Source organism: Epibacterium sp. Ofav1-8 (assembly GCF_022348185.1).
Classification (GTDB): domain Bacteria; phylum Pseudomonadota; class Alphaproteobacteria; order Rhodobacterales; family Rhodobacteraceae; genus Epibacterium.
On record NZ_JAKRFD010000002.1, the window covers coordinates 388,387 to 414,416 of the forward strand.

27 protein-coding genes and 1 tRNA gene are annotated in these 26,030 nt (G+C 62.5%); 11 read left to right on the forward strand and 17 right to left on the reverse strand.

The genetic code is table 11. The features are described 5' to 3' along the window. Nucleotides 1-10: 10 nt before the first annotated feature. Nucleotides 11-1,234: an MFS transporter gene (locus MHM97_RS04615; RefSeq protein ID WP_114963614.1), complete on the reverse strand. Its 1,224-nt coding sequence runs from the start codon at nt 1,232-1,234 to the stop codon at nt 11-13. Between the two features lie 78 nt (nt 1,235-1,312). On the opposite strand from MHM97_RS04615, the gene MHM97_RS04620 reads away from it, so the two are divergent. Then, nucleotides 1,313-1,945, forward strand: coding sequence for a DNA-3-methyladenine glycosylase family protein (locus MHM97_RS04620; protein ID WP_239320329.1), 633 nt, complete (start codon nt 1,313-1,315; stop codon nt 1,943-1,945). Beyond that, nucleotides 1,942-2,607 carry an alpha/beta hydrolase gene (locus MHM97_RS04625; RefSeq protein WP_005659799.1) on the forward strand — a complete coding sequence of 222 codons (666 nt, stop codon included), beginning with the start codon at nt 1,942-1,944 and terminating at the stop codon, nt 2,605-2,607. The genes MHM97_RS04620 and MHM97_RS04625 overlap by 4 nt, the downstream gene beginning before the upstream one ends. A gap of 2 nt (nt 2,608-2,609) precedes the next feature. Here MHM97_RS04625 and MHM97_RS04630 read toward each other — a convergent pair whose 3' ends face one another. Then, complete coding sequence (locus MHM97_RS04630) at nt 2,610-3,293, reverse strand: rRNA large subunit pseudouridine synthase E (protein ID WP_239320032.1); 684 nt, start codon at nt 3,291-3,293, stop codon at nt 2,610-2,612. 245 nt (nt 3,294-3,538) lie between these two features. Here MHM97_RS04630 and MHM97_RS04635 point away from each other — a divergent pair, with 245 nt between their 5' ends. Further along, nucleotides 3,539-4,123, forward strand: a complete 585-nt coding sequence (locus MHM97_RS04635) for an HNH endonuclease (RefSeq protein ID WP_239320034.1) — start codon at nt 3,539-3,541, stop codon at nt 4,121-4,123. 50 nt (nt 4,124-4,173) lie between these two features. Here the strand turns inward: MHM97_RS04635 and MHM97_RS04640 are convergent, their stop codons facing one another. From MHM97_RS04640 to rocF, 3 genes are read right to left on the reverse strand one after another with little or no spacing between them, the layout of a single operon-like run. Continuing rightward, nucleotides 4,174-5,220, reverse strand: coding sequence for an ornithine cyclodeaminase (locus MHM97_RS04640; RefSeq protein ID WP_239320036.1), 1,047 nt, complete (start codon nt 5,218-5,220; stop codon nt 4,174-4,176). After that, nucleotides 5,217-6,146 carry a citrulline utilization hydrolase CtlX gene (gene ctlX / locus MHM97_RS04645; protein ID WP_239320037.1) on the reverse strand — a complete coding sequence of 310 codons (930 nt, stop codon included), beginning with the start codon at nt 6,144-6,146 and terminating at the stop codon, nt 5,217-5,219. The genes MHM97_RS04640 and ctlX overlap by 4 nt, the downstream gene beginning before the upstream one ends. Next, nucleotides 6,143-7,072 carry an arginase gene (gene rocF, locus MHM97_RS04650; RefSeq protein ID WP_239320039.1) on the reverse strand — a complete coding sequence of 310 codons (930 nt, stop codon included), beginning with the start codon at nt 7,070-7,072 and terminating at the stop codon, nt 6,143-6,145. Before rocF ends, ctlX begins: the two co-directional genes overlap by 4 nt. A gap of 109 nt (nt 7,073-7,181) precedes the next feature. Here rocF and MHM97_RS04655 point away from each other — a divergent pair, with 109 nt between their 5' ends. Continuing rightward, on the forward strand, nt 7,182-7,613 hold the full coding sequence (locus MHM97_RS04655) for an Lrp/AsnC family transcriptional regulator (protein ID WP_239320041.1): 432 nt from the start codon (nt 7,182-7,184) through the stop codon (nt 7,611-7,613). Between the two features lie 19 nt (nt 7,614-7,632). Here MHM97_RS04655 and MHM97_RS04660 read toward each other — a convergent pair whose 3' ends face one another. Both MHM97_RS04660 and MHM97_RS04665 read right to left on the reverse strand, forming a co-directional pair. Beyond that, a complete protein-coding gene (locus MHM97_RS04660) occupies nt 7,633-8,097 on the reverse strand; it encodes a disulfide bond formation protein B (RefSeq protein WP_239320042.1) in 465 nt (154 codons plus the stop codon). Next, entirely contained in the window at nt 8,094-8,672 is a 579-nt protein-coding gene (locus tag MHM97_RS04665; protein ID WP_239320044.1) for a YqaA family protein, read from the reverse strand. Before MHM97_RS04665 ends, MHM97_RS04660 begins: the two co-directional genes overlap by 4 nt. 166 nt (nt 8,673-8,838) lie before the next feature. On the opposite strand from MHM97_RS04665, the gene MHM97_RS04670 reads away from it, so the two are divergent. Further along, nucleotides 8,839-8,924: transfer RNA gene (locus MHM97_RS04670), tRNA-Leu, on the forward strand. Nucleotides 8,925-9,133: 209 nt separating this feature from the next. Here the strand turns inward: MHM97_RS04670 and MHM97_RS04675 are convergent. Then, a complete protein-coding gene (locus tag MHM97_RS04675; RefSeq protein ID WP_239320046.1) occupies nt 9,134-9,799 on the reverse strand; it encodes a class II aldolase/adducin family protein in 666 nt (221 codons plus the stop codon). A 247-nt stretch (nt 9,800-10,046) separates the two neighbouring features. Here MHM97_RS04675 and MHM97_RS04680 point away from each other — a divergent pair, with 247 nt between their 5' ends. Then, nucleotides 10,047-10,883 (forward strand): hypothetical protein, encoded by an 837-nt coding sequence (locus tag MHM97_RS04680; RefSeq protein ID WP_239320048.1) that lies wholly within the window; start codon nt 10,047-10,049, stop codon nt 10,881-10,883. Between the two features lie 110 nt (nt 10,884-10,993). Here the strand turns inward: MHM97_RS04680 and ugpC are convergent, their stop codons facing one another. From ugpC to MHM97_RS04700, 4 genes are all read right to left on the reverse strand, one after another. Further along, nucleotides 10,994-12,043: a sn-glycerol-3-phosphate ABC transporter ATP-binding protein UgpC gene (gene ugpC, locus MHM97_RS04685; protein WP_239320051.1), complete on the reverse strand. Its 1,050-nt coding sequence runs from the start codon at nt 12,041-12,043 to the stop codon at nt 10,994-10,996. 12 nt (nt 12,044-12,055) lie between these two features. Beyond that, nucleotides 12,056-12,964, reverse strand: coding sequence for a sn-glycerol-3-phosphate ABC transporter permease UgpE (gene ugpE, locus MHM97_RS04690; protein ID WP_239320054.1), 909 nt, complete (start codon nt 12,962-12,964; stop codon nt 12,056-12,058). A 13-nt stretch (nt 12,965-12,977) separates the two neighbouring features. Then, nucleotides 12,978-13,859 carry an ABC transporter permease subunit gene (locus tag MHM97_RS04695; RefSeq protein WP_239320056.1) on the reverse strand — a complete coding sequence of 294 codons (882 nt, stop codon included), beginning with the start codon at nt 13,857-13,859 and terminating at the stop codon, nt 12,978-12,980. Nucleotides 13,860-13,934: 75 nt separating this feature from the next. Continuing rightward, nucleotides 13,935-15,242 (reverse strand): extracellular solute-binding protein, encoded by a 1,308-nt coding sequence (locus MHM97_RS04700; RefSeq protein WP_239320059.1) that lies wholly within the window; start codon nt 15,240-15,242, stop codon nt 13,935-13,937. Nucleotides 15,243-15,602: 360 nt separating this feature from the next. On the opposite strand from MHM97_RS04700, the gene MHM97_RS04705 reads away from it, so the two are divergent. Then, nucleotides 15,603-16,595: a TAXI family TRAP transporter solute-binding subunit gene (locus MHM97_RS04705; RefSeq protein ID WP_239320062.1), complete on the forward strand. Its 993-nt coding sequence runs from the start codon at nt 15,603-15,605 to the stop codon at nt 16,593-16,595. 17 nt (nt 16,596-16,612) lie between these two features. Here MHM97_RS04705 and MHM97_RS04710 read toward each other — a convergent pair whose 3' ends face one another. The 3 genes from MHM97_RS04710 to MHM97_RS04720 are packed head-to-tail and all read right to left on the reverse strand — an operon-like array spanning nt 16,613 to nt 20,755. Then, nucleotides 16,613-17,683 carry a lipocalin-like domain-containing protein gene (locus MHM97_RS04710; protein ID WP_239320065.1) on the reverse strand — a complete coding sequence of 357 codons (1,071 nt, stop codon included), beginning with the start codon at nt 17,681-17,683 and terminating at the stop codon, nt 16,613-16,615. Continuing rightward, nucleotides 17,673-20,093, reverse strand: coding sequence for an ABC transporter permease (locus MHM97_RS04715; RefSeq protein WP_239320068.1), 2,421 nt, complete (start codon nt 20,091-20,093; stop codon nt 17,673-17,675). Before MHM97_RS04715 ends, MHM97_RS04710 begins: the two co-directional genes overlap by 11 nt. Continuing rightward, nucleotides 20,090-20,755, reverse strand: a complete 666-nt coding sequence (locus MHM97_RS04720; protein WP_239320071.1) for an ABC transporter ATP-binding protein — start codon at nt 20,753-20,755, stop codon at nt 20,090-20,092. The genes MHM97_RS04715 and MHM97_RS04720 overlap by 4 nt, the downstream gene beginning before the upstream one ends. 121 nt (nt 20,756-20,876) lie before the next feature. On the opposite strand from MHM97_RS04720, the gene MHM97_RS04725 reads away from it, so the two are divergent. Next, nucleotides 20,877-21,332, forward strand: coding sequence for a potassium channel family protein (locus MHM97_RS04725; RefSeq protein ID WP_239320073.1), 456 nt, complete (start codon nt 20,877-20,879; stop codon nt 21,330-21,332). Nucleotides 21,333-21,357: 25 nt separating this feature from the next. Continuing rightward, nucleotides 21,358-22,221 (forward strand): YihY/virulence factor BrkB family protein, encoded by an 864-nt coding sequence (locus MHM97_RS04730; RefSeq protein ID WP_239320076.1) that lies wholly within the window; start codon nt 21,358-21,360, stop codon nt 22,219-22,221. Between the two features lie 337 nt (nt 22,222-22,558). On the opposite strand, the gene MHM97_RS04735 is transcribed toward MHM97_RS04730, so the two are convergent. Together MHM97_RS04735 and MHM97_RS04740 are read right to left on the reverse strand one after the other, a co-directional pair. Then, complete coding sequence (locus tag MHM97_RS04735; RefSeq protein WP_239320087.1) at nt 22,559-23,275, reverse strand: RlmE family RNA methyltransferase; 717 nt, start codon at nt 23,273-23,275, stop codon at nt 22,559-22,561. A gap of 81 nt (nt 23,276-23,356) precedes the next feature. Next, entirely contained in the window at nt 23,357-24,469 is a 1,113-nt protein-coding gene (locus tag MHM97_RS04740; RefSeq protein ID WP_239320108.1) for a Ppx/GppA phosphatase family protein, read from the reverse strand. A gap of 299 nt (nt 24,470-24,768) precedes the next feature. Here MHM97_RS04740 and MHM97_RS04745 point away from each other — a divergent pair, with 299 nt between their 5' ends. Together MHM97_RS04745 and MHM97_RS04750 are read left to right on the forward strand one after the other, a co-directional pair. Continuing rightward, nucleotides 24,769-25,065 carry a virulence factor gene (locus MHM97_RS04745; RefSeq protein ID WP_239320110.1) on the forward strand — a complete coding sequence of 99 codons (297 nt, stop codon included), beginning with the start codon at nt 24,769-24,771 and terminating at the stop codon, nt 25,063-25,065. Nucleotides 25,066-25,094: 29 nt separating this feature from the next. Beyond that, on the forward strand, nt 25,095-26,027 hold the full coding sequence (locus tag MHM97_RS04750; RefSeq protein ID WP_239320112.1) for a methylenetetrahydrofolate reductase: 933 nt from the start codon (nt 25,095-25,097) through the stop codon (nt 26,025-26,027). Nucleotides 26,028-26,030: the final 3 nt, after the last annotated feature.

The window sequence follows — 26,030 nt, forward strand, 5'->3', positions numbered from 1 at the left end:
CAGTCCGCGATCAGGCGGTGGCGGATTTGGGCTTCAGCACCAGCCAGATCAAGGCACCGCCCGCCAGCACGAGGAAGGGGGCCATGGCCATATTGACGGCGGCCCAGCCCTCGACCGGATTGCCGCCCGAACAGTTCATCAAACCACCGGATGCAACGGAGGCGACGGTCACGCCGCCAAAGACCAGCAGGTCGTTGAGACCCTGCATCCGACCGCGCTCATGCGCCTCATGCGCGCCAGCGAGCATGGTGGTCGCGCCGATAAAGCCGAAGTTCCAGCCAACGCCCAGCAGGATCAGCGCGATAAAGAAGTTGCCCAGATCCACGCCCTGCAAGGCGACAGCGCCCGCACCTGCGAGGATCACCAGCCCCGCGCCAACGACCTTTTCCACGCCGAAACGCGCGATCAAGTGCCCGGTAAAGAACGACGGCACATACATCGCCAGAACATGCGAGGTGACCACATCCGCAGCGGTGTTCTGGCTGAAACCACAGCCGACAACCGCCAGCGGCGTGGAGGTCATCACCAGGTTCATCAGCGCATAAGACACCATGGCGCAGATCACCGCGACGGCGATGGTGGGGGTTTTCAGCAGCTCCCAACGGCTGCGACCGATGGGGGCATCTTCCTTCGGTGCGGGCGGGCGCGGAATGCGCAGAAAGGCAAAGAGGCCGACACCCAGCACATTTACAGCGATCACCGCCAAATAGGTGCCGAGGAAGGGAATGACGAAGGCATCACTGGTGGCCTTGACCAGTTGCGGGCCGACAATCGCCGACAACAGGCCCCCGGCCATCACATAGGAAATCGCCTTGGGGCGAAAGCTGTCAGATGCGGTATCGGCAGCGGCAAAGCGGTAAAACCCCTGCGCGCTCATATAGACACCGGTCAGGGCGCTGCCCACCAGAAACACCGGGAACGAGCCAAGGTAGAGACCATAGCCGCCGATCAGCCCCCCCAGCGCACCGCCGGTGGCACCAATGGCAAAACCGGCGCGGCGTCCGTACCGCTGCATGATCGCCGAGATTGGCGTGGCCGAGAGCATCGAGCCCGCAACGATCAGCGAAATCGGCAGGGTCGCCAGACAGGGGTTGGTCGCCAGGGATTGACCGGCCAGTCCGCCCACGATGAAGATCATCGGCATCTGCGCGCCCAGAAAGGCCTGCGCGAGCACAAGAATCAGAACATTGCGCTTTGCAATATGGTCGTCGGGGGCAGGAGCGGTCATAGTCATGGCAATGGCGTAGCCCTGAACAGGTGAAGGAACAAGCAGCGTGCAGTGCACCAATACAATTTTCGCGCGGGGCACCAGATGACGGTTGGCCGCATCATCGAGACCCCGGCCTGCGTGGCTGAAGGCGCCGCGTGGCTGTCTGCGCAGGATCCACGCTTTGCCGATGCGCTGGCGCTCACGGGGCCACTGCCGCTCCGGCGCAAGCCCGATGGGTTTGCGCAGCTTCTGAGCGCCATTGTCAGCCAGCAGGTCTCGGTGGCGTCGGCCAATGCGATCTGGAACCGCCTGCGCGCGGCAAAGCTCACGGGGCCGCGCAAGATCCTCTGGGCCAGCGATGAGGATCTGCGCGCGGCGGGCCTGAGCCGCCAGAAGATCCGCTATGCCCGTGCATTGGCTGAGGCGCGTATAGATTTCAAGTCCTTACGGGATGCTCCTACAGCAGATGTGGTGGCAGAACTGACACAGGTTTCGGGCATCGGAGTCTGGACGGCAGAGATCTACGCGATGTTCTCCCTTGGGCGGGCGGATGTCTTTGCCCCCGGCGATCTGGCCCTGCAGGAAAGCGCGCGGCTGTTGTTTGACCTGCCAGAGCGCCCCAAAGAGCGTGCCCTGCGCGACATGGCCGCGGCGTGGTCGCCGTGGCGGTCGGTTGCGGCGCGGCTTTTGTGGGCCTATTACCATGTGGCAAAGGACAGGGAAGGGATCCGATGACTCGCGTTTTGACTGCCGGCCGCAAAGAGCCGCTCTCCGGTGACACCCGCTCGGCTGTGGTGTTTTTGCACGGCTATGGGGCCAATGGGGCGGATCTCCTGGGTCTTGCCGACCCGCTGGCCGAACATTTGCCGGACACGTTGTTTGTCGCCCCCGATGCGCCCGAGGCCTGCGCCGGTGCCCCGATGGGGTTCCAGTGGTTCCCAATTCCGTGGATTGACGGTTCCTCGGAAGAGGAGTCGATGCGCGGCATGATGGCAGCGGTGGATGACCTCAACGCGTTCCTGGATGCCTTCATGGTGGATGAGGATCTGCTGCCGGAGCAGGTGGTTTTGCTGGGCTTCTCGCAAGGCACGATGATGGCGCTGCATGTGGCCCCGCGTCGCGAAGACCCCGTGGCGGGGATCGTGGCGTTTTCCGGTCGTCTGCTGTCGCCGGACACCTTCAGCGATGAGGTCGTGAGCCGGATGCCGGTGCTGCTGGTGCATGGGGACGAGGACGACGTGGTGCCGCCGCAATCGCTGCCGCAGGCTGCCGAAGCGCTGCAAGAAGCGGGCTTTCAGGATGTGTTCGCCCATGTGATGAAGGGCACCGGCCACGGGATCGCGCCCGATGGGCTGAGTGTGGCCCTGGCCTTCATGCGCGACAAACTGAGCCTGTAATCCTAGCGCGTTGATTTTGAACGTGGTTTGCGGCGCTTTGAGGGAGACCTTGAAGCGCCGTTTTCTGTATTTTGTGCGAGTGGTTTGCGGCGGGGCGGCTTTTGCGAGGGTTTTGGCGGGCCGGGCACGCGCGGCGGGTCCAAGTCGTCCCATTTGCCCTGCGCCAGCCCCTCCAGTGTCCAAGCGCCAATGGCGTAGCGGATCAGCCGCAAGGTCGGATGCCCCACTGCTGCCGTCATGCGTCGGACCTGCCGGTTCTTGCCTTCGGTGATCTTCAACTCGAGCCACGCGGTGGGCACGGATTTGCGTTCCCGGATCGGCGGCGTGCGGGCCCAGAGCTGAGCAGGCTCATTGATCAGGCGTGCCTTGGCAGGGCGGGTCATTCCGTCTTTTAGTTCAACCCCTTGGCGGAGTGAGTTCAACGCGTCCTCATCGGGGAGACCCTCGACTTGCGCCCAATAGGTTTTTTCCAGCTTGTGCTTGGGGTCGCTGATCCAGGCCTGCAGACGGCCATTGTCGGTGAGCAGCATCAACCCTTCACTGTCGCGGTCCAGACGCCCGGCGGGGTAGACGCCGGGGCAGTCGACATAATCGCTCAGCGTGGCACGCGGACTGCCTTCGCTGCCGCGATCGGTGAACTGCGGCAGCACATCAAAGGGTTTGTTGAAACGGATCAAGCGGCTCATGGGGTTGGCTCTACGGGCAGGTGAGCTGTGGTGCAAGCCTGTGCAGATGCCGCGCTGCGGAATGCCTGTTTTGCGGGCTGTGGATAACTGTCACGCCGCTGTAACGGAATCATCCTATCTCACACGACATCTGGTGGCGCTTTGGGGCTTGTCAGGCTCCGGCCACGATATATAGTTAATCTCAAGCTGGGGCGGGTTCCCCGCTCTGGTGCCGATACGAGGCAAGCAGGGCGAGGAAGACGTTGATGGACGGAGACTTCAGGACAGAATTCGTAAGGGAGCCGGGGGCTCTGAAACAACATCCAGCGCTGGTGTTGAACGCGGATTATCGTCCTTTGTCATACTACCCCTTGTCACTCTGGCCATGGCAGGACGCCGTCAAAGCCGCATGGCTCGACCGGGTTGCCATCGTGGCCGAGTATGACGAGGTTGTGCGCAGTCCCAGTACCGAAATTCGAATACCGTCGGTCGTGGTACTGAAGGATTTTGTCAAACCCCAAAAGCGCGTGGCCTTCACGCGCTTTAATTTATTCTTGCGGGACGAATTCTGCTGCCAGTACTGCGGGGCCAAGGGCGATCTGACCTTTGACCACGTGGTGCCACGCGCGGCGGGCGGCGTGACCAGCTGGGAAAATGTGGTGGCGGCCTGTTCGCGCTGCAATCTCAGGAAAGGCTCCAAGCCGCTGCACCGTGCGGGCATGTCCCTGCGTAAGCCCCCGCGCCGTCCCGGGGCGGAGGAACTGCGCAATACGGGCCGCAAGTTCCCGCCCGGATATCTGCATGAAAGCTGGATGGACTATCTCTATTGGGACAGTGAGCTAGAGGCCTGAAGTCTTTGGAATAAAATCAAAAGCGCGCCCCGAGAGGCGCGCTTTCTGCGTCAGACCTTGGCGCGCTGCACCATGCCAAAGAGGTCGCGTGGATCATCCGGGTCTGCCAGCATGTCGAGATCGATGAAGTAATCCGTGCCCTTGATGCGGTCACGAATGTAGCGCAGGGCCGAGAAGTCCTCGATCGCAAAGCCGACACTGTCGAACAGCGTGATTTGACGATCCCCGGTGCGTCCCGGTTTGTGACCGGAGATCACTTCCCACAGTTCCGTCACGGCGAAGTCCTCGGGCATCTGCTGGATCTCGCCCTCGACGCGCGTTTGCGGCGGATACTCCACAAACACGTCCGACCGGTTGAGGATGCCGGGCGCAAGCTCGGTCTTGCCGGGGCAGTCGCCGCCGATGGCGTTGATATGCACCCCGCTGCCGACCATGTTGTCGGTCAGGATGGTGGCATATTGCTTGTCCGCGGTGCAGGTGGTGAGGATCTGTGCGCCCTCGATCGCCCCTTCCGGGGTTTTGCAGATGGTGACATCCACCCCAAGCCCCGCGAGGTTCTGCGCGCATTTCTCGGTTGCCGCCGGGTCCTTGTCATACAGGCGGACGGCCTTGAGACCGATGATCGCCTTCATCGCCAACGTCTGAAATTCCGACTGCGCGCCATTGCCGATCATTGCCATGGTATCCGCGCCCTTGGGGGCGAGATGTTTGGCCACCATGGCCGAGGTCGCCGCGGTGCGCAGGGCGGTGAGGATGGTCATCTCTGTCAGCAGCACCGGATAGCCGGTATAGACATCGGCGAGCAAGCCAAAGGCCGTCACGGTTTGCAGCCCCTCGGAGGTGTTCTTGGGGTGGCCGTTGACGTATTTGAACCCGTAAGCCTCGCCATCGGAGGTGGGCATCAGTTCGATCACACCGACGTCGGAGTGGCTGGCGACACGGGGGGTCTTGTCAAACAGCTCCCAGCGTTTGAAATCGGCCTCGATATAGTCGGCCAGATTGCGCATCATATCCTCGATGCCAACATGATGAATGAGGCGCATCATGTTGTCTACGCTGACAAAAGGAACAAGGGCCTTATCGGAAGGTTGGGTCATTGCATGGTCCTTTGACGGGGGCTGAGGTGAATGCCGGCGAGCATGCAGCGCACCGACCCACCGGCCGTTTCAAGTGTGGGAATGGAGAGCGGCAGCAGCTCTGCCGAGCGTTCGATCACCGCCCGCTGGTCCGGGGTCAGTGCCTGTGCCGCGCGGGCGGACAACGCCAGCACGCGCCGGTGCCCGGTCAGTTCGAAGGTATTGCCGAGAAAGTTCTGGATCTGCGCGGCAGACAGGTCGATGACGCTGCGCCCGCTTTCTTCGAGCCGCTGCCGAACCTCGGCGCGGCGGGTGGCGTCGCGGATCATGTCCAGGCAGATCAGCGCATAGTCGGTGCCGATGCCCATCAGGACATTGGTGTGATACACGTCGCGCCCCTGATCGTCGCAGGCCTCGAACACCATCGGTTCATAGTTGAAATGGGTGCAGAACCGCTCCAGCAGCACCGGATCGGCGCGGTTTGATTTGACCGTATAGGCAATGCGCCCGATGTGATCGAGCACCATGGCACCGGTGCCTTCGAGCGACAGAGCATCCTGCTCCAGGCCGGAATAATCGATCACGTCCTGAACGCGGTACTCCCGCTTCAGCATCTCGATCACGTCCCAGCGCCGCTCTCGGCGCCGGTTGGCCGCAAACATCGGGTAGACCGCCACATGACCACCGGCGTGGGTGGAGAACCAGTTGTTGGGAAAGACGGAATCCGGGGTGTCGCGGCTGGTGTCCTCGAACACATGGACCGTAACGCCTGCGTCGCGCAGCGCAGCGACCGCGCCGTCGAATTCGGTGATCGCGCGGGCGCTGATGGTGTCGGCATGGGCATCGGCCTGCGCCTGAAACGCATTGTCCCCTCGGGTTTCCGGGTTCGGCGTAAAGTGATGAGGACGCACCATCACCACCGCCGCAGGAGCCTGAAGCATGCTCATGCGTTGTAGCTCCGGGTTGGGCGGTCAAACACGCGCCGCCCCATGGCAGAGGCACAAAGATCGACCATCAGATGCGCGGTGCGGCCACGCTCATCCAGGAAGGGGTTCAGCTCCACCAGATCCATCGATGTCATCAGGCCGCTGTCATGCAGGATTTCGCAGACCAGATGACCCTCGCGCACGGTGGCGCCGCCTGGAACAGTGGTGCCAACCGCAGGTGCGACGGCGGGATCGAGGAAATCCACATCCAGCGAGACATGCAGCACGCCGTTCTGGGCGGCGACCTTTTCCAGAAAGGCGCTGAGTGGACGTGCGATGCCGTTCTCATCAATATCGCGCATGTCGTGGCGGTGAATGCCGACCTTCTCCATCGCCTCGCGCTCGGCACTGTCGACGGACCGCAGACCGATCATGCAGACATTTTCCGGCGGCACCGGATTGGGCACCGGCGGAAAGCCCTCAAACGGTGCCTGACCGGTGAAATAGCGCACCGGACAGCCATGCAGGTTGCCGGAATCGGTGCTGTCCAGCGAGTGATAGTCGCTATGGGCATCGAGCCAGAGCACAAACAGTGGGCGCCCTTGGCTTGCGGCGTGGTTGGCGACACCGCGCACGGTGCCCAATGCCAGAGCGTGATCGCCGCCGAGGAAAATCGGCATGCCGCGCGCCATGGCGGCTTCTGCGGCTTCGGACAGGCTCTCGGTCCAGGCGCGGGTCAGATTTGGCTCGTGCAGGGGGCCGCTGCCATCATCGGGGGCATGCGGGGCAGGGGTGACATTGCCGATATCCTCGACCGTGTGGCCGAGGCTTTCGAGGGCGGGGGCGAGCCCGGCAGTGCGATAGGCATCCGGCCCCATCAGGCAGCCGGTGCGGCGCTTGCCGCTGTCGACGGGCGCGCCGACGAGAATACAGTGTCGAGAGGACATCCGAAATCTCCTTGATTGAGGGTCTCTTTGATATTTCTCCGTTTTGAGGTGGAAAACAGAGAGCAAATTGACCATAAGGAGAAGAGACAACGCAAAACGGACGTAGATTATGGACAAAACGGATGAACGCCTGATCTCGGCACTGCGCCATGACGCGCGGGCCTCGCTCTCCGATCTGGCCATGCAGTTGGAACTGTCGCGCACAACGGTGCGCACCCGGATCGAGCGGCTTCAGTCGCGCGGTGATATCCTGGGGTTCACGGTGGTGCTGAAGGAGGACGTGCTGCGCGATCCGGTCCGCGGGCTGATGATGATCGGCATCGAGGGGCGCGGGGCGTCGCGGATCACGCGCCAGCTGCAGGGGCTGCCCGAGGTGCGTGCGATACACACAACCAACGGGCGCTGGGACCTGATCGTGGAGCTGGGGACCGAAACGCTGGAAACCCTCGACGAAGCGCTGGCCAAGATCCGCATGTTCGACGGGGTGGTGTCCAGCGAAACCAATCTGTTGCTGGCCACCAAGAAAGACAGTCGCGCTTGACCGTCTGCGCGCCTGACCGTCAGCGCGCGTGACGGGCTGCCGCGACCCAAATCGCGGCCAGAACCAGCGAGATTACCGCGTTCCATCCGGCCATGGACAGGCCGAACAGCTCCCACGGGATGTCGTCACAGCGCACCAGCGGTGCCGACATGATCTGCGACATCAGCTCATCCGCGCTGAGACCGTCGATCGCGCCGGATGTGCAGGTGGTCGGACCTTCCCACCAGCCCTGTTCGACGCCGGCGTGAAACGCTCCGATCGCAGCCGTCGTCAGGGCCGCCAAAGCCCCCAGGTAGGGCAGCACCGCACCGGGGATCAGAACCGCAAGAACACCGAGCCCAACCGCCGCCCCATGCGGGTAGCGTTGCCAGATGCACATCTTGCAGGGGGCAAGCTCGCCAATGTACTGAAACCCGAAGGCGCCAAGCAGCAGCGCGGCGGACCCACCGGCGGCGATCAGGGTGAGAAAACGGCTGAATGTCATAGATACCTCAGTGCAAGAAAGCCGCCCAACAGCAGCAGACAGAAGACGGTGAACACCAGCCCCAGACGCTTTTCAATGAAATCGCGCACGGGCGCGCCGAATTGCCACAACAGTCCCGCCACGAGAAAGAACCGCAGCGCTCGCGCCAGGATCGACGTGGCGACAAAAGTGGCGATCGGCATGCCGGTCCAGCCGGACATGATGGTGATGACCTTGTAGGGGAAGGGCGTGACCCCGGCGATCAGCACGGCCCAGAAGCCAAAATCGTTGAACCGGGTATTGAACTCGGCCATCTTGTCGGCCTTTCCCATGGCTTCGAGTACCGGCAGGCCGATCCCCTCGTAGAAGAACGCCCCGATCACATAGCCCAGCAGCCCTCCGGCCACCGAAGCCGCAAGCGCCACAAGCGCAATCAGCCAGGCGCGGGACGGGCGCGCCAGGATCATCGGGATCATCAACACGTCGGGCGGTATGGGAAACACGGAGCTTTCGACAAAGGCGACAATCGCCAGCCACCACAGCGCATGCGGGTGGTCCGCCAGGGCCATGGTCCGATCATAAAGAGGGCGCAACATGTCAGAGGGCAATGTCCTAGATGGAAAAGTCCCGGCTGACGTTGCATGCAGGCGCCCGGGGGTCAACTCAACTGTTTGCGACAGCGCTGAATTGGTCAATTTTCTGCGCCTGTGCCCACATTTGGCTCTGGACCTCGGGCAAAAGCAGCGCTAGGACACGCAGCAGGCCCAAGTGGCGGAATGGTAGACGCAGGGGATTCAAAATCCCCCGCTGGTGACAGCGTGCCGGTTCGAGTCCGGCCTTGGGTACCATCGCAAAGCATTGTTTTGCTTGAGAAAGCCGCTGGTTGCGAAACCGGCGGCTTTTCTGGTGGATGCGGCGACATCAGAGAAAATCGTCGTCATCATCCTCGGGGAGGAAATACCACCTCAGCCCAAGACCGATCAGGGCCACGGTGCCCAGGATCAGCAGCAAAGCAAGGGCGTGCGACGCGCTCATGCGTGGACCAGGCCCCGGCGCATCAGGACTCGCGCGCCGGGCCGTAACCGGCAAAGGCCTCCAGCACCTCGGCCATTTCCGCGTCGCTCAGGATATGCGGCGTGCCGATGGAGAGGCTTGCGATATAGCTCTTGGCGAGGGCTTCCAGCTCTCCCATGCGCCACATGGCCTTCTCGAGCGTTTCACCGCAGACAACAGCGCCATGATTGGCCATCAGACAGGCAGAGCGCTCCTGCATGGCTGCGGTGACACTGTCCGAGAGCGCGTCGGAGCCGAACAACGCATACTCCGCCAGAGGCACGTCGGTGCCGCCAAACGCAGCCACCATATAGTGGCAGGCCGGTATACTCTGGCGGTTCATGGCCAATGCACAGCAATGAACCGGATGGGCGTGCACCACCGCCTGCATCTCGGGTTTGGCAACCAGCAGGGCACGGTGGAAGGGCCATTCCGTCGAGGGTTTCATCTGCCCGGGCGCTGCCTGCTGAGTTGGGTCCAGTGGCAGGCGCACGATCAGGTCAGGGGTGAGCCCCTCGTAGGGAACGCCGGACGGGGTAATCAGAAAATCCGCGCCGACGCGCACCGAAATATTGCCGGAGGTGCCCTGGTTGACGCCGCTTTGGTTCAACGCGCGGCAGGCCTCGATCATTGCTTCGCGGGTCTCGAAGCTGTCGCCATAGATGGTCATGGGCACGCATCCCCTTGTTGCTGTCTCCGCTACATAGCGTTTTTACGCGCGCGGCACAAAGCCTTGCGCCAGACCGCCGGGCGCTGGAAAAAATCGCACACGCCGCGACGGAACCTGAGGGCTGCTGCGTGAGACCAGATGAGACGCAGGTTGTTTCAAAGTTTTGCCGCTCCCGACTGGTGGGACGGCGCGCAGCCCGCTAATCAGATTATTGTGAACAGGCAATTGGCACCAAGGAGGAACGAATATGGCAGTAGAAGCAGGAAGTTGGGCGAAAGAATGGGAACGCGCCAAGACGGCGTTCGAAAAGAACACGAAATCCAAAAAGCCGAGCGATGCCTTTATCAAGGCGATCCAGAAGACAAAGCTGTCCACCAATTTCAAGGCGATGGACAAGGCGTTCACCGACTATCGCAATGGGGCACGCGATAAGAAGGATCCGTTGGACAAGCAGCTGAAGGCGCTCGAAGATCTGGACAAGGCGCTGTCTTCCGCCAAGAAAGCCTGCGCGGCCTATGTCAAGGTTCTGGACACGGCATGGAAGGACGAGCTGAAGAAAACCGGCTCCAAGATGAAGCTCGACAGCCTCAACGTGCTGGAGAAGGACCTCGAAGCGATCATCGTCAGCGGTGAAGCGCAGCTCAACATGAACAAGCAGATCGTCGGCAAGCGCGGCAAGGAAATGACCGATGCGGTGCGATCCCTGAATGTTCTGGGAAAAAACCTCGACGCGACCCTGAAAAAAGGCGCGCTGTTTGTGGCGCAGAACCAGCGCAATTCAAACGGCGACGAAACCGAAGCGCTGAAGTTCTTTTCCGAGAACATTCTGAAAGCGGCCCGCGACATCAACCAGAATGTCGGCAATATCGCCAAGCTCTATCCAAAGAGCAGCACTGAGAACAAGACCGGCGAGGCCATATTCAAGGCCATGGCGGACTGGGCATCCAAGGGGGCCAGCGCATCGGATGTGAAGGCGATGAAAACCATGAAAGACATGCTGGATCTCAATCAGAAGATGTCGACGCGGATCAAGGCGATCGCCTCCTGGCGCAAGAAACTCGGCCCGCCGCCTGCAACCGTTTGACCCGGAGGCTGTGGGATCCGCGTCCGCACCGCGGGCGATGATCTTGCCAATGGGCCGGCGACGTCGCAGTCGCCGGCCTTGTTATTGCTGCACGTTACTCTGCACCGGGATCAGAGACGCGTGCCGCGCTCGGGGTGGAAGAAGTGGACGCGATCCTGGGGCAGGGTGATCGGCTGCGGGCCGACCTGAGCCTGTTCGTCCTTGCCGATGCTGATCGAGAACGCCTGTCCGCCCAGCTGACCATGCAGCAGCCGGTTTGCGCCCAGCTCCTCGATGATCTGCACATCCAGCACCACAGAACCGTCACCGCCCAGACGCACATCCTCGGGCCGGTATCCGACAAGCACCTCATCCGTTGCCACAGCAGGCGGGGTGAGGGGCAGTTTCGTCTCGCCCCCGACTTGCAGCTGACCGGAGACCAGCGCTGCCGTCATCAGGTTCATCGGCGGCGCGCCCATGAATCCGGCCACAAAGGTCGAGGCCGGGCGTTCGTAGATTTCGGTCGGGGTGCCGATCTGCTCCACGCGCCCGGCATTCAGCACGATGATGCGGTCCGCCATTGTCATCGCCTCGACCTGATCGTGGGTGACATAGACCGAGGTCACCCCAAGCCGCTGCTGCAACGCCCGGATTTCGATCCGCATCTGGTTGCGCAGCTTGGCATCGAGGTTGGAGAGCGGCTCGTCAAACAGGAACAATTCCGGATCGCGCACGATGGCCCGCCCCATGGCGACGCGCTGTCGCTGCCCGCCCGACAGCTGGCTTGGGCGACGATCAAGATAGTCGCCGAGGTTCAGAATACGCGCGGCTTCCTGCACCTTGGCGTCGATCTCGGCCTTGGAGGCGCCGCGGTTCTTCAGCCCGTATCCCATATTTTTTGCAACGCTCATATGGGGATAGAGCGCGTAGTTCTGAAAGACCATCGCGATGTTGCGATCAGCCGGGTCCTTGTCGTTGACCACATCGGTGCCAATCGAGAGCGCCCCATCGGTGATGTCCTCAAGCCCTGCGATCATGCGCAACAAAGTGGATTTCCCGCAGCCCGAGGGGCCGACCAGCACCACCAGCTCCCCATCAGGGATCTCGACGGAGCAGGGCTGCACGGCTTCAAAGCCATTGGGATAGGTCTTGCGGACACGGTCCAGTGTTACCTGTGCCATAGGTTCAGTTCCTTATTTATCGGATTCCGTCAGGCCCTTGACGAACCAGCTCTGGAAGAAAATGACGATGAGGACAGGCGGGATCATGGCGATCAGAGAGAGCGCCAGCGCCTTGCCGTATTCGGGGATCATCGCGCCGGTCTGGCTCAGCACCTGCACGATCTGCTTGATGCCGCGCACCAGGGTGAACATGCCCTCATCGGTGGTGATCAGCGTCGGCCAGAGGTACTGGTTCCAGCCATAGACAAACATGATGATGAAGATCGCCGCGATCATGGTGCGGCTCAGCGGCACCAGAATGTCGATGAAGAACTTGATCGGCCCGGCGCCGTCAATGCGCGCGGCCTCCACCAGTTCTTCGGGGATCGAGCGGAAGAACTGGCGGAAGAAGAACGTGCCGGTGGCCGAGGCGATCAGCGGGATGATGAGGCCGCTGTAAGTATTGGCGAGGCCAAGGCTCTGGATCGCCTCGTAAGAGGGCAGGATGCGCACCTCCAGCGGCAGCAGCAGCGTGGTAAAGATGATCCAGAAGGCGAATGTCGCAAACCGCAGCCGGAAATACACGATGGCATAGGCGGCCATCATGGAAATCACGATCTTGCCGATCGCAAAGCCAAAACCGAGGATCAGCGAGTTCATCAGCATCCGGGTGCCGGTGATCGCCTTGCTGAACCCGGCGGCCTCGAACATCGCGGCTTCAAAATTCTCCAGCATCTGGCCTTCAAAGCCGAACTGGAGCCCGTTGCGCACGATGTCCGCGTCCTCGAAACTGGTGGTCATCAGCACCAGAAACACCGGAAACACCATGAAGAACGCGCCCGTGCACAGGATCGCGTGGTCAAACACCTGCGACCAGCGAAAGCGTTTGGAGCGGCGCGGGCGCGCCGGGGTGGCGATGCTGGCCTGTGTCATATCAGTCATGATCCGACCCTCCTCAGGTGTAGTGAATCCGGCGTTCGATCAGCCGGAACTGGAAAACGGTGAGCAGCAGGACCAGCACCATCAGGATCACCGATTGCGCTGAGGATCCGCCGAGATCATTGCCGCGGAACCCATCGACAAAGACCTTGTAGACCAGCGTCACCGGGTTGTTGCCGGGCTCCGACCGCACCAGCGTGTCGATGATCCCGAAGGTGTCGAACAGCGCATAGGTGATATTGATGATCAGCAGGAAGAACGCGGTCGGCGCGAGCAGCGGAAAGGTCACCTCCCAGAAGCGCCCCGAGGCGGAGCGGTTGTCGATCAGCGCGGCCTCACGCACGGATTTCGGGATCGACTGAAGCCCCGAGAGGAAGAAAATGAAATTGACCGGGATCTGCTTCCACACCGCAACGATCACCATCGCGGTGGCGGTGGAGTTGTAATCAGCACCCAGACGGAAATCCCAGCCCAGCGCCTGAAACATCTCGGTCATCGGACCATTGCGCTGATCAAAGAACATCAGCCCCAGGAACCCCGCTACCGGCGGGGCGATCGCGTAGACCCACATCAGCAGCGTGCGATAGGACTTTGCGCCCTTGATGACCTTGTCCGCCTTCACCGCCAGCAGCAGGGCGATCGCCAGCGAGAAGAACGTCACCAGCGCGGTATAGATCACGGTGAAACGCGCCACCTTGCCGTATTCGGAGTTGGCCATCAGGTCGGTGTAGTTCTCGACCCCGACAAAGGTTGAACCAAACCCAAACGGGTCCTGAAGGTAGAATGACGACTGCACCGCCCAGGCGGCTGGCCAGTAGAAGAAGATCGCAATGATCATCAACTGCGGCAGCAACAGCGCTACGGGCAGCCAGACAGTGGTGAATCCGGCACGTTTCATGAGGGGTCTTCCATCGGCAAAAGAAAATGGGGCAACCCGCGCGGATGACGCGGATTGCCCCGGATATGAGAGAGCTTAGCCCTGGGTCTTGGCAAAGCGCGCCAGCAAGTCGTTGGCTTCTTTCTCAATGTTGTTGAAGGCGTCTTCGACCGAGGTCTCGCCGGTCAGGATGCGACCGTATTCACGGTTCATCACGTCACGGATCTGGACGTAGAAGCCCATGCGGTAGCCTTTGGTGTTGTCGCCACCGGGCAGGGACAGCTGCTGGATGCCAACTTCGGCCGCCGGGAAACGGTCATAATGGCCGTCTGCCTTGGCTTGCTCATAGGCTGCTTCGGTGATCGGAACGTAGCCGGTTTCCTTGTGCCAGAAATACTGCACGTCGGAGGAGGTCAGGAATTCGAAGAACTTGGCGGTGGCTTCGTTTTCCTCGGCATCGTGACCGGACATGGCAAACAGCGATGCGCCGCCGATGAAGGTCTGCTTGGGCTCGGTGGTCACACCTTCCCAATAGGGCAGATAGGTGGCGGAGAATTCAAAGCCGAGATCCTTGGACATCAGCCCGCCGAAGGAGCCGGAGGAGCCGAGCCAGATGGCGACATCGCCGTCCTCGAAGGGCTGCTGGTTGTCGCCCCAACCGGTGCCATACCATTCAAAGAAGCCGTTTTCCTTCCACTCGGTCAGAGCGGTGAAATGCGCCTTGATGGCGTCGTTGTTGACGAGGATCTCGGTGCCTTCTGCGCCTTCATAGCCGTTGTCGTTGGTGGCAAACGGCAGGTTGTGGCGGCTATGGAAGTTCTCGGTAAAGATCCAGGGCAGGTGCGACTGGCTCAGACCGATGTAGCCGGCGTCTTTCAGGGCGGGCGCGGTTACGGTCTGGAACTCTTCCCAGGTCTTGGGGGCGGAGACGCCTGCTTTTTCCAGCGCGTCCACGTTAAAATACATGATCGGCGAGGAGGAGTTGAACGGCATGCCGATCATCTTGCCATCGCTGTCGGCATAGAAGTAGCGCACGCCGGAGATGTAGTCGTTGATGTCGAAGTTGACGCCATTGTCGGTCAGCAGATCCTGAACCGGGATGGTCGCGCCCTTGGCGCCGATCACGGTGGCGGCACCGGCGTCGAACACCTGCATGATGTTGGGCTGCTCGCCAGCGCGGAAGGCGGCGATACCAGCGGTCAGGGTTTCCTCGTAGGAACCTTTGAACACCGGCGTGATCTTGTAGTCGTCCTGGGACGCGTTGAAGTCTTCGGCGATCTTGTTGACGGTCTCGCCCAGCTGGCCGCCCATCGCGTGCCACAGGGTGATTTCGGTTTCGGCAAAGGCCGCGGTGGCGGTGATGGCAGCGGCGACGTTCAGCGCTGCGATTTTCCAGATTGTCATCGACATCTCCAAGTCTGTTACCCCGGGAACGGGGTGAATTCACTGTTTCGGACGCCGGGATGCTGCCAGTATTTTGAAATATCTATATGACAGCGTGGCCCCCGTTTTCGCGCGCCCCTGATCCTTTCCCGCAGCCCGGTTTGAGACCGGAAAGCGGGGCTGGACGTGAGTCCGCGAACACGTGTGCTCAGCTACAAGTCTTTGATAACCTTTTTATGACACAGAACTATTTCCGGACGTCAACTTTGAGGTCAGGCCGCGGAACGGACGGTTCCGGGTTTCCATGCCTTGGGGGCATTCACCTTGACAGGCTCTGCCCCCTTTGGAATTTTGCGCGCACAGCGTGGGGGCGGGGACAGTATGGAAAAAATTGTAAGGCGGTGCGCCCGTCTATGGGCAACATGGCTGACCGCCGTGATCGTGGTCGCGGCCCCCGCCCGGGCAGAGGATTTCATCACCATCGGCACCGGCTCTGTCTCCGGTCTGTATTACCCGATGGGCACAGCCATTTGCCGGTTGCTGAACAAGGATCGCCGCCGTCACGGCATTCGCTGCACCGCAGAGGTGACCGATGGATCGGTGGCGAATCTCCAGGCGCTGCGCCGGGGCGAACTGGATTTTGCGATCGTGCAGTCCGACTGGCAGGCCCAGGCTGTCGCGGGCACGCCGCTGCTGGCGAACGGGGTTCCGTTCTCGGATCTGCGGGCGTTGTTCTCGCTTCACGGAGAGGTGTTTACCGTGGTGGCGCGGGTCGATGCGGATATCCACAGTTTTTCGGACCTGCGCGGCAAACGGGTCAATATCGGCAATCCCGGATCTGGTCAGCGGGCCACCATGGAGGGGTTGATGGCAGTGCTTGGCTGGAGCAGGGACAGTTTTGCCGAGGTGCATGAATTGCCAGCCGAAACCCAGTCCGAAGCGCTGTGTGCAGATGAAATCGATGCGATGGTGTTCACGGTCGGCCATCCCTCCGCCTCGGTCGAAGCGGCAACCACCGCCTGCGATTCCCTGCTGGTCCCGGTGAATGATCCGCAGATCCGCGCAATCGTGTCGAGCAGCCCGTTCTACGATTTTGCCCAGATCCCGGCCCATCTCTATCGCGGCAATCCCGAGGTGGTGCATTCCTTTGGCTTTGCGGCGACGCTGGTGACCACGCGGCAGCAGAAGCTGAAGATCGTGCATGAAATGGTGCGCAGCGTCTTCTCCAATCTCGACACGCTTCGCCGTGCGCATCCCGCCTTTGGGGCGCTCAACGCGGCCAGCATGGTGGAGGATTATCAGACCGCTCCGCTGCATCGCGCGGCGCGCGCCTATTACCGCTTTGACGGCCTGCTGGAGCGCAGCTCCCCCTGATCTGGGGCGCGCCGGCCCTAGTCGTAGCCGGTCATTTCAAGATAGCCCCGCCCCTGATGCGACCCCGAGACCTCTACCGGCCCTTCCCAATAGGGAAACACGGTGCCCATCCAGGCGTTCGGGTTCAGCGCGCGCACCTCCACCGCGAGATCCCGCTCGGGCAGCGAAACACGCCAGCTGGTCGGGACCTGCCGCCCCGCGACCGCGCTCCAGCCCCGGGGCTCAGCCGCGAGTGATCCAGGCGCCAGCGGGCTGGTGGTCCCATCTGCTTCAATCCAGGTGCCGGAGCTGAAATCCCCGCTGTCGCTGCGAAGCACAAACCCCATCAGCTTGTCGCCGCCATCAAGGTGGAGAGAGAACCAGTCCCAGCCGGATTGATCCGCCGCCAGGGGCTGGCTCGACCATTCCCGATCGAGCCAGGCTTTGCCGGTGACCTCCAGATCCCCCTCCGGCAACCGCACGGTGCCACTCACCCGGTAGCCGGGCTGGGCGTAGTAGTAGCTTGCCTGCCCCTGTGCCGATTTCACCGAATAGCCGGCCTCCCCATGCAGGACCAGCGGCCCCTCCGCGCGCAGGGAGAGATCATAGCCAAACTCGTCGCCACGCGCTTGCAGGCTCAGACCGTCGAGCGTGTTATCCATTGAGGTCATCGCCCAGTCATCGATCCAGGCCTCAAACGGATCAAGCGACACGCCCGCCTGTCCAATCCCGCCGCGCGCCAGGCGCTCCGCATAGTAATGCTGCTGTTGCGTGGTCACGGCGGCGTGCCCCATCCAGACCTGCGGGCTGTTCCAGCCGGGGGCGGTTCCGGGGGCGAGTGCGGATCTGAACAGGGTCCATTGCACCCCAAGCTGCGCGCCGCTTGCGGTTTCAAGCGTTGCGGTGAGATACCACCATTCGATCCGGTAATCGGGATGGGCCGCGTGATCGGCGGGAAATTCCAGGCTCTGCCCCGGTGTCGGAACCGTAAACCCCTCTGCCTGGGTGCCAAGCCCGGCATAGCCTTGCGCCGCGACCACAGTCGGCGCGCCCCCAACCAGGACGCCAAGCGCAAGGGCGCAGGTCCGGACAACAGCACTAGCGATCATGTGAGAACACCCCCAGAAGACGGGCCGGAGACAGCCGCAGCAGACGCGTCGCCGGTCCCAGTGCCGCCACCGCCGCTGCCAGGAGCGTCAGGGCGAACAGCCGCAGCCAGTCGTCGGGGAACAGGGTCATCGGCACGCGCCATCCAAAGGCCTCCAGGTTGATATGGGCCAGCAGGATCCAGGCCAGCAACAGCCCCAGCGGCAAGGCCAGCAGGAAGGTTCCCGCCGCAAAGCCGAGGCTGCGCAGCACTTCGCACAGTGCCAGCTGACGACGGGTGACCCCCATCGCCCACAGGGGTGACAGCTGCGGCAGGCGCCGGCTCCATTGACTGAGAAAACTGGTCAGCATGGCAAAGCCGGCAACGGCCAGAGTTAGCACATTCAGCGCGCCGGTCACCACGAAAGTGCGATCAAAGATCGCCGTCGAAGTTGCCCGGATCGCGTCGCGTCGGATCACGGCACCGGGCGGCAGGGCGAGCGCGGCGCGCAGCTCCTGCGCCAGATCCTCGATGGATGTGCCCGCCGGTGCCACCAATCCGATCTGCGACAGGGTCATCGGCATTTCGCGATCACGCATGGCGTCGATCGACATGTAAGCCTGCCCATCCGGGTTGCCATAGTCGGCATAGACACCGGCAACTCGGGCGCTCCAGCCCGGCGCCAGTTCAACCACCGATCCGGGGGACAGCCCCTGTCGATGTGCCAGCTGTTCGTTGATCAGGATCTCCCCCTGATCGAACAGGCGGGTCCAGACGTCAGGCTGGCTGCGCAAAAGGGGCCACTCTTCGGCGTATCTCGGATCATCGGTGATCCCGAACAGCCGCAGGGGCGCATTACCACTGCGGCTGTCGATCTGATAGCGGGGCAGGGCGCGCACGCCCGCCTGCTGCGCCCAATGCATCAGCTCCGCCTCCATCGTCTCCGTTTCGGGCTGTACATAGAGGTCGGCCAGCAGCCGCTGGTCGATCCAGTCGACGAAGGTCAGCCGGAAGCTGGACACCATGGTTCCAACGCCGATATTGGTGGCTACCGCGAGGCACAGCGCCATCAGCGAGAGCGAAAGCCCCGGCAATTGCAGGCGGCTGTCGGCGATCAGCCAGGCGCGCAGCGGGCTGTCTGGCCCGGTCGGGATCAGGTGGCTGGCCGCATGCAGGAGCGCCGGCAACAGCAGCGCCGCACCGACCATAAGCCCCGCCAGCCAGACAAACCCGGTCAGAAGCCCGGGCCAGATCCCCCCGATCAACGTCCCGAGGCCCATGAGGACGAGCCCCCCTGCCGCCAGGCGCAGCCAGTGGTGCGCGCCGCGTCTGGCCCCGCTCACGGGCGCTTGCGACAGGCTGCGCGCCATGCGGCGCAGCGCCAAAAAGGCCTGAGTGCCCGCCAGCAATGTACCGCCAACCGACATGGCCAACCCGGACAGAACCCACCCCGGGCGCAGGGTCAGTTCACCGTCCACCGGCGCCCCGTAGAGGCCGCGAAGCGTGGCGGTGACATCCGGCAGCAGCAGCCCGGCCAGACCGTAGCCGATGACGAGGCCGATCAGCCCTGCGACTAAGGCAAACACCACCAGCTCGATCGCCAGCGCCAGCATCAGCTGCGACAGCGGCACGCCGAGACAGCGCAGGGTCTGGATCTGGCCCCGGCGCTGTTCCAGCCCAAGCGTCACGCTGCCCTGCACGATGAACAGACCCACCGCAAACGACAGCAACCCAAAGGCCGAAAGATTGAGGTGAAAACTGCGGGTCAGCCGCTGCGGATCCCCGGCAACCCCGTCCTGAACACGCCCGACGCGCAGATTGGGGGCAAGCTCTGCAAGCGGTGTCAGACCCGTGGGTTGCTCTGGTAATATCAAAAGCCGCGTCAGCGCGTCCGGCCGGTCGAGCAGGGTCGCGACCAGCGCCAGATCGCCGATCACCACATCCGGCGGCAGATGCGGCAGCGGCAGCAGGCGATAGCCGCTGCCCGCCAGATCCGGCAGATGATCGGGGTGCGCAAACAGGGTCTCGCGTTGCATCACCGTCGCAAAGGGAGGCGCATCGGGGTCGGCTTCGGCCTCTGCCGCCGCCATCGCCGCTGTCACCGGGTGGCTCAGCACATCCACCCCCATCAGCGTGACCGGCCTGCGCCCCGGCGACCAGCGCCCCTCCAGCACCGGCGACAGCTGCCAACCGGCGCGTCGCAGGCTGACATAGGTGGCAAGCGGGATGTGCCCGTCCGGAGCGGTCAGCGCGGGCAGTTGCGCACTGCCGAGCTGTTCCACGGCACGCGCATAAGAGGCCCGCGCCTCGCCATTTATCGCCTGCACCGCCGACCACAGCGCCGTGGCCAGTGCCAGGCCCGCGATCATCAAGCCCAGTTGCAACGGCATCCGCCGCCAATGGCGCAACAGCGTGGCCAATGTCAGCCTCATGCGCAGGCGCCCTCGGTAATCTGCCCGCCGCTGAGGTGCAGGTGGCGCTGACACCGGGCGGCAATCTGCTGCGAATGGGTGACCAGCAACAAGGCGCTGCCCGCCTCGCTCACCAACTCCAGCATCAGCCGCAGCACTTCCTCGCTGGCGTATTCGTCGAGGTTTCCGGTCGGTTCATCCGCCAGCAGCACATCCGGGCGCAGGGCCAGCGCCCGGGCGATCGCCACGCGTTGCTGCTGCCCGCCGGAGATTTGCTCCGGATAGCGCCGCATCAGGTCCGCCAGTCCCATCCGCTCTGCCAGGTGGTTGGTCCACTCCGCCTCATGGCATTTGCCAAGGCGGGCATGCAGCGCGATATTCTCGGCCACGGTCAGCGCCGGTATCAGATTGAAATGCTGGAACACCAATGCAATCCGCCGCCGCCGCACGGCGGAGGCGCTGCGATCATCCAGCCTGCTGATGTCCGCGCCATCGAGCAGGATCTGCCCCGCATCGGGCTGGTCCAGCGCGGCCAGCATGTGCAGCAACGTGGATTTGCCGGAGCCGCTCTCTCCGGTCAGCGCCACGCTCTCGCCGCGATCCAGCTCGAACCCGGCGCCCTGAAGCACGGCCCTGGTCTGCCCCGGGTATCGGCGTGTCAGGTCCTGAACGCGCAAAAGCAAAAGAAAGCCCCTTGTCCCAATGTCTTGTCTCATGGATGTAATGCGGAGGTTGCACGATCAAGTGACGATTTCTAGGCTGCGTCAATCTGGCCTGCGGCGGTGACAGAAGGAGCAAAGCGACATGACCCTGATTCAGCAGATCGTCTGGGGTAGTTTCTTCCTCGGCGGTTGTCTGGTGCTGGAAGCGGCAATGCTGGTCTGGTGCGTCGAAGCCCTGCGCCGGCACCAGACGCGTTTTGGCCATCTGTCCGAACGGCCGCGGCAGCTGGGCGTGCTGCTGATTTCGATCGGGTTCATCGTCGGCGCCCATACGGCGCAGGTCTGGATCTGGTCGGCGGCGCTGATGTTGAAGGCGGCCAGCTTTGCCACCTGGAACGCCGCCGTCTATTTTTCCATCGCCACCTATACCACCCTGGGATATGGCGACATCGTTCTGGACGAAGGACATCGCATCTTTGCCTCCTTTGCTGCTATGACGGGCATGCTGGCCTTTGGCATCAGCACGGCGTTCCTGGTGGCTGTCATGCGGCCGGGGTTCTCTGAACAGACATCAAGACGCACGCCGAACTCATTGTAATAAAATCATTTCAAGGGAGACACATATGGCAGCGGGACACCAGGCAAGAAGGGCATTTCAGGTCTTGCGCCGTGCCCTCCGGCGTTTCAATTCCAAGAACGCCTGGGTGCTCAGCAGCCATATCGCCATGTCGATGATGATGGCACTGTTTCCGTTTGTGCTGTTCACCGTCGCACTCAGCGGTGCCATTGCCAGCCTGCTGTCCCACCGCGTGGTGGTCGAGGATGTGGTCGGGCTGGTCTTTGGCAGCTGGCCACAGTCGGTGGCCGCTCCGATCACGCGCGAGGTCTATGCGGTGCTGGAGACCTCTGGCACCGGGCTGATGACGTTGGGTGGGATTCTTGCGCTCTATTTTGCCTCCAACGGGGTTGATGCGATCCGGATCGCGATGCTGCGTGCCTACGGGCAGGAGGAAACGCGGCCGTTCTGGAAACACCGGCTGATTTCGCTGGGGCTGGTGATCCTCGGCGGCGTGGGGCTGTTGTTTGCGGCGATTTTCGAGCTGTTCCTGCCGCTGGCGGCGCGGTTTCTGGCACGGTTCTTTCCGGACCTGGATTTTCTGCGCGGCTGGGAGAACGGCGCCAGTGGCCTGGTTGTCGCCGTCGTGCCGGTGGCGGCGGTGTTTCTGTATCATCTGGTGCTGTTGCCCCGGCGGGCGCCGGTCTCGCTGATCCTGCCGGGGGCGATCACGACCCTGATCCTGTGGTGGGCGGCCGGGTTGGGGTTTGCCTTTTATGTGTCGAGCTTTGCCAGCTATTCCGCGACCTATGCCGGCCTCGCGGGGGCCATGGCGGCGTTGATCTTTCTCTACCTCAATGCCGCGATCCTGATCCTCGGTGCCGAGATCAACGGCGTGCTGCAAACCGACCGGCTTGCAGACAAGGCGTGACCCGAATTCCCCGAGAATTGTCACAAGGGGCGCAGGTTTTGCCGCATTTTTGCCGCTGCGGAGCCCCGTCCAGACGGCCCTATGGGACCTCGACATCCATAGGGCACAGGTTTCGGAGACTCACATGGCAAAATCAGCGATGGCAAAGGGCAGGGAGCGGCTGCTGCATCTCAGTCGCGTGCCCGCAGGGGCTGCGGGCCCTGGTGGTGCGACGGCAGCCTCTGGCAGCGCGCCTCGTCTGACCGAATCCGAGGCGATCAACGCGCTCAGGGACCGCGCCTTGCGCTCTCTGCGGGCCTCTCGTGCGTCGCGTGTCTGGCCGTTGACGCGGTGACGATCAGCCGCGAAAGCCGCTGGCCACGACGAATTTTTCTGAACTGTCGGACCGCGATGCGGGTGGTTTCACGTTGGCCACGCTCGTGAATTTCTGCTTCAGCAGCTTTTGCAGTTCGCCCTCGGCGCCCCCGGCCAGGACCTTGGCCACGAAGGTGCCGCCTTCTTCGAGCACGTCAAAGGCAAAATAGGCAGCGGTTTCGCACAGCGACATGATCCGCAAGTGGTCGGTCTGCTTGTGACCGGAGCTGGATGCCGCCATATCCGACATCACCACATCCGCCTTGCCGCCAAGCCAGTCCTTGACCTTGTCGTCGGCCCCTTCGTCCATGAAGTCCAGCTGATAGAACTCCGCCCCGGCAAGGGGTTCGACCTCTTGCAGGTCCACGCCGATGATACGTCCGATCGCCTTGCCGGATTTCTCGCCGAGCGCATTGACCCGGGGCACCGCCACCTGCGCCCAGCCGCCCGGCGCACAGCCGAGGTCCACGACCCGGGCGCCGGGCACCAGAAACCGGTATTTGTCGTCCAGCTCCATGATCTTGAACGCCGCACGTCCGCGATAGCCTTCGGCCTGGGCCCGTTTGACATAGGGGTCGTTGAGCTGACGTTGCAGCCAGCGGGTCGAGCTGAGCTTACGTCCGCGCGCGGTCTTGACCTTGACGGTCAGATCGCGCTGCCCGCGACCGGAGGTGTTCTTGCCTGTCGGTTTCTTCGCCATGGTCTATCCTCTTTCGCGCGGTCCTGACTGTTGTCACAGCTGACGCGCTATAGCCGATCTCGCGCCGCTCAGAAAGGGGCCTCAGAACGGGCCGTCCTCCAGCACGCCATCGGCACTCATCTGCGCATAGAGCAGCCCTTCGCGCAGGCCCCGGTCCGCCACCGACAGCCGGTCCGTGGGCCAGCAGCGCAACAGCGCCTGCAGGATCGCGGCCCCGGACATGATGAGCGCCTGACGGTCTTCGCCGATCCGCGGGTCGCGGCGGCGCCCCTGTGGCCCCAGTTCCAGATAGCCCCGGATCACCTTGTCGATCTGATCGGAGGTCATCCGCAGCCCGTCGACCTTGGTGCGGTCATAGCGTTTCAGCCCCAGATGCGAGGCGGCGACCGTGGTGACGGTGCCGGAGGTGCCGACGATCTGGAACCCCTCGCGGGCCTGTTCGTCCTTGTAGGGCGCAAAATCCGACAGGTTTTCCTCGAAAAACCAGCTCATCAGCGCAAAACGGGCGGCGTCATCCTCCACATCGCTGAACTGGTCGCGCAGCGTTGCCACGCCCAGCGGCACGGAAATCCAGTCCACCACCTTGGCGGCGGGAAAGGGGCTTTCGGTGCTGTGGAACCCGGCGTGCAGCCGCATGATGGCAGAGGGGCGATCCCGGCGCGCGATCGAGGAGATATCGATCCAGACCAATTCGGTCGAGCCGCCGCCAATGTCCACGACCAGCAACTGCTCGGTCTTGGTCGACACCAGCGGCGCGCAGGAAATCACCGCCAGGCGGGCTTCCTCCTCGGGCTGGATGATCTCCATCGTCATCCCGGTTTCACGCTTGATCTGGCGCATGAAGTCACGCCCGTTCTTGGCCCGCCGACAGGCTTCTGTCGCGACAAGCCGCATGCGTTTGACCCGGTTGCGGTTGATCTTCTGCTGGCAGATGCGCAACGCCTGAATGGTGCGCGCCATGGAGGACCGGGACAATCGTCCCGTCTTTTCAAGGCCGGAGCCAAGCTGCACCGACTTTGAAAAACTGTCCACCACATGAAAGCCGCTGCCCTTGGGTTGGGCAATCAGCATCCTGCAACTGTTGGTGCCAAGATCCAGCGCTGCATAGAGCGCATCCGGATCCGGCCGGGCTGGTACAGGGGTCTCAACCGCTTTGGGAAACGCTCCTGCACCTTTGGAACGCCTGGGCGCCATGAATCACGCCCTCCGATTATCGTGTTGAGATGACAGTACGTCCGGCGGGGCGGATCTGCAAGGTACTGCCATCAGCCGATTGTTTGATTTGCCACCGGACCTGGTCCGCGCCGGGTTTCGGGCCTCATGATCTTGTTGAAAAATGTGACGTTGCAATTTCTTGGCATCCAAGGGGGCGAACCCGTAGCATGATCCGCAAAAGGTCGCTCATTCCCCTTGTGTTGTCGAAATCCGACGCACCAAGCGATCTGCGGCGCACTAGAAACACGATACGACAGACGTATCGGAAAGGAACGGCAATGCCCGACGTCACCATCGTATATTGGCGCGACATCCCGGCCCAGGTCATCGTGGGCAAGGGGCGGCGTGGTGCAAAACGCCAGCTCGAAGAACGCTTCGAGCAGGCCATCGACCGCGCAGCCATGAAGGTGAACGCCAAGGACAGCGACGCCTATCTTGCGGAATGGCGCAAGGCCGCCCCCGTGACCATCGAAGGGGATCCGGGGGATATCGCCGAAGCCGAGGCGACCCGTCTGGAAGAGGAATATGATCAGGACCGCCTCAAGGCGCTGATCGCAAACGACGGTTGGGCATGACAGCCCTGAGCTCACTATGGGAGGCCGCCATGGCTTTGCTGAATTTCAAAAAACGCGGTTCCGAGACCGAGACCATCGCCAATCCGGACCTTGAGGCCTTCCTCCAGGATTATTCCATCGAGGTGATGCCGCGCACGGCACAAAAGGTCGAGGATTTCCGCGAGCTGCTGCCCGCCGGCACCCGCGTCTATATCGCCCACATCGAGGGCACCCCGATCGAGGAAATGGTCGCCACCGCCAAACGCCTGAACGACGAGGGCTATCCGGTGATGCCGCATTTCCCGGCGCGCATCATCAAGGATGAGGCCACGCTGGCGGATTGGATCGCCCGCTATCAGGGCGAGGCCGACGTCAAGCAGGCGCTGATGCTTGCGGGTGGCGTGGCGACACCGCATGGCGACTTCGACAGCTCCATGCAGCTTTTGGAAACCGGCCTCTTTGACAAGGCGGGCTTCACCAATCTGCATGTGGCCGGCCACCCCGAGGGCAACAAGGACATCGACCCCGATGGTTCGATGAAGAACGTCTCCGAAGCGCTGTCCTGGAAACAGAAATTCTCCGAACGCACCGATGCCAAGATGGCCCTGGCGACGCAGTTCGCCTTTGAGGCCAAGCCGATCATCGCCTGGGCGAACGGCCTGAAGGACGCGGGCATCGACCTGCCGATCCACATCGGCATCGCGGGGCCGGCCAAGTTGCAGACGCTGATCAAATTCGCCATCGCCTGCGGTGTCGGCCCGTCGCTGAAAGTGCTGCAAAAACGCGCCATGGACGTGACCAAGCTGATGCTGCCCTACGAGCCCACCGAGGTGCTGACCGAACTGGCGGCCTACAAGGCGGCAAACCCGGATTTCAACATCACCAACGTGCATTTCTTCCCCCTGGGCGGTATCAAGACCAATGCCACCTGGGCAATCAACAATGGCGGCGAGTCCACGCAGCCTGTCAAACAGCAAGGATAAACA

Coding starts and splice junctions, on each gene's coding strand:
- MHM97_RS04615 (WP_114963614.1), bottom strand. CDS start 1,234: ATGACTATGACCGCTCCTGCCCCCGACGACCATATTGCAAAGCGCAAT.
- MHM97_RS04620 (WP_239320329.1), top strand. CDS start 1,313: ATGACGGTTGGCCGCATCATCGAGACCCCGGCCTGCGTGGCTGAAGGC.
- MHM97_RS04625 (WP_005659799.1), top strand. CDS start 1,942: ATGACTCGCGTTTTGACTGCCGGCCGCAAAGAGCCGCTCTCCGGTGAC.
- MHM97_RS04630 (WP_239320032.1), bottom strand. CDS start 3,293: ATGAGCCGCTTGATCCGTTTCAACAAACCCTTTGATGTGCTGCCGCAG.
- MHM97_RS04635 (WP_239320034.1), top strand. CDS start 3,539: ATGGACGGAGACTTCAGGACAGAATTCGTAAGGGAGCCGGGGGCTCTG.
- MHM97_RS04640 (WP_239320036.1), bottom strand. CDS start 5,220: ATGACCCAACCTTCCGATAAGGCCCTTGTTCCTTTTGTCAGCGTAGAC.
- ctlX (WP_239320037.1), bottom strand. CDS start 6,146: ATGAGCATGCTTCAGGCTCCTGCGGCGGTGGTGATGGTGCGTCCTCAT.
- rocF (WP_239320039.1), bottom strand. CDS start 7,072: ATGTCCTCTCGACACTGTATTCTCGTCGGCGCGCCCGTCGACAGCGGC.
- MHM97_RS04655 (WP_239320041.1), top strand. CDS start 7,182: ATGGACAAAACGGATGAACGCCTGATCTCGGCACTGCGCCATGACGCG.
- MHM97_RS04660 (WP_239320042.1), bottom strand. CDS start 8,097: ATGACATTCAGCCGTTTTCTCACCCTGATCGCCGCCGGTGGGTCCGCC.
- MHM97_RS04665 (WP_239320044.1), bottom strand. CDS start 8,672: ATGTTGCGCCCTCTTTATGATCGGACCATGGCCCTGGCGGACCACCCG.
- MHM97_RS04675 (WP_239320046.1), bottom strand. CDS start 9,799: ATGACCATCTATGGCGACAGCTTCGAGACCCGCGAAGCAATGATCGAG.
- MHM97_RS04680 (WP_239320048.1), top strand. CDS start 10,047: ATGGCAGTAGAAGCAGGAAGTTGGGCGAAAGAATGGGAACGCGCCAAG.
- ugpC (WP_239320051.1), bottom strand. CDS start 12,043: ATGGCACAGGTAACACTGGACCGTGTCCGCAAGACCTATCCCAATGGC.
- ugpE (WP_239320054.1), bottom strand. CDS start 12,964: ATGACTGATATGACACAGGCCAGCATCGCCACCCCGGCGCGCCCGCGC.
- MHM97_RS04695 (WP_239320056.1), bottom strand. CDS start 13,859: ATGAAACGTGCCGGATTCACCACTGTCTGGCTGCCCGTAGCGCTGTTG.
- MHM97_RS04700 (WP_239320059.1), bottom strand. CDS start 15,242: ATGACAATCTGGAAAATCGCAGCGCTGAACGTCGCCGCTGCCATCACC.
- MHM97_RS04705 (WP_239320062.1), top strand. CDS start 15,603: ATGGAAAAAATTGTAAGGCGGTGCGCCCGTCTATGGGCAACATGGCTG.
- MHM97_RS04710 (WP_239320065.1), bottom strand. CDS start 17,683: ATGATCGCTAGTGCTGTTGTCCGGACCTGCGCCCTTGCGCTTGGCGTC.
- MHM97_RS04715 (WP_239320068.1), bottom strand. CDS start 20,093: ATGAGGCTGACATTGGCCACGCTGTTGCGCCATTGGCGGCGGATGCCG.
- MHM97_RS04725 (WP_239320073.1), top strand. CDS start 20,877: ATGACCCTGATTCAGCAGATCGTCTGGGGTAGTTTCTTCCTCGGCGGT.
- MHM97_RS04730 (WP_239320076.1), top strand. CDS start 21,358: ATGGCAGCGGGACACCAGGCAAGAAGGGCATTTCAGGTCTTGCGCCGT.
- MHM97_RS04735 (WP_239320087.1), bottom strand. CDS start 23,275: ATGGCGAAGAAACCGACAGGCAAGAACACCTCCGGTCGCGGGCAGCGC.
- MHM97_RS04740 (WP_239320108.1), bottom strand. CDS start 24,469: ATGGCGCCCAGGCGTTCCAAAGGTGCAGGAGCGTTTCCCAAAGCGGTT.
- MHM97_RS04745 (WP_239320110.1), top strand. CDS start 24,769: ATGCCCGACGTCACCATCGTATATTGGCGCGACATCCCGGCCCAGGTC.
- MHM97_RS04750 (WP_239320112.1), top strand. CDS start 25,095: ATGGCTTTGCTGAATTTCAAAAAACGCGGTTCCGAGACCGAGACCATC.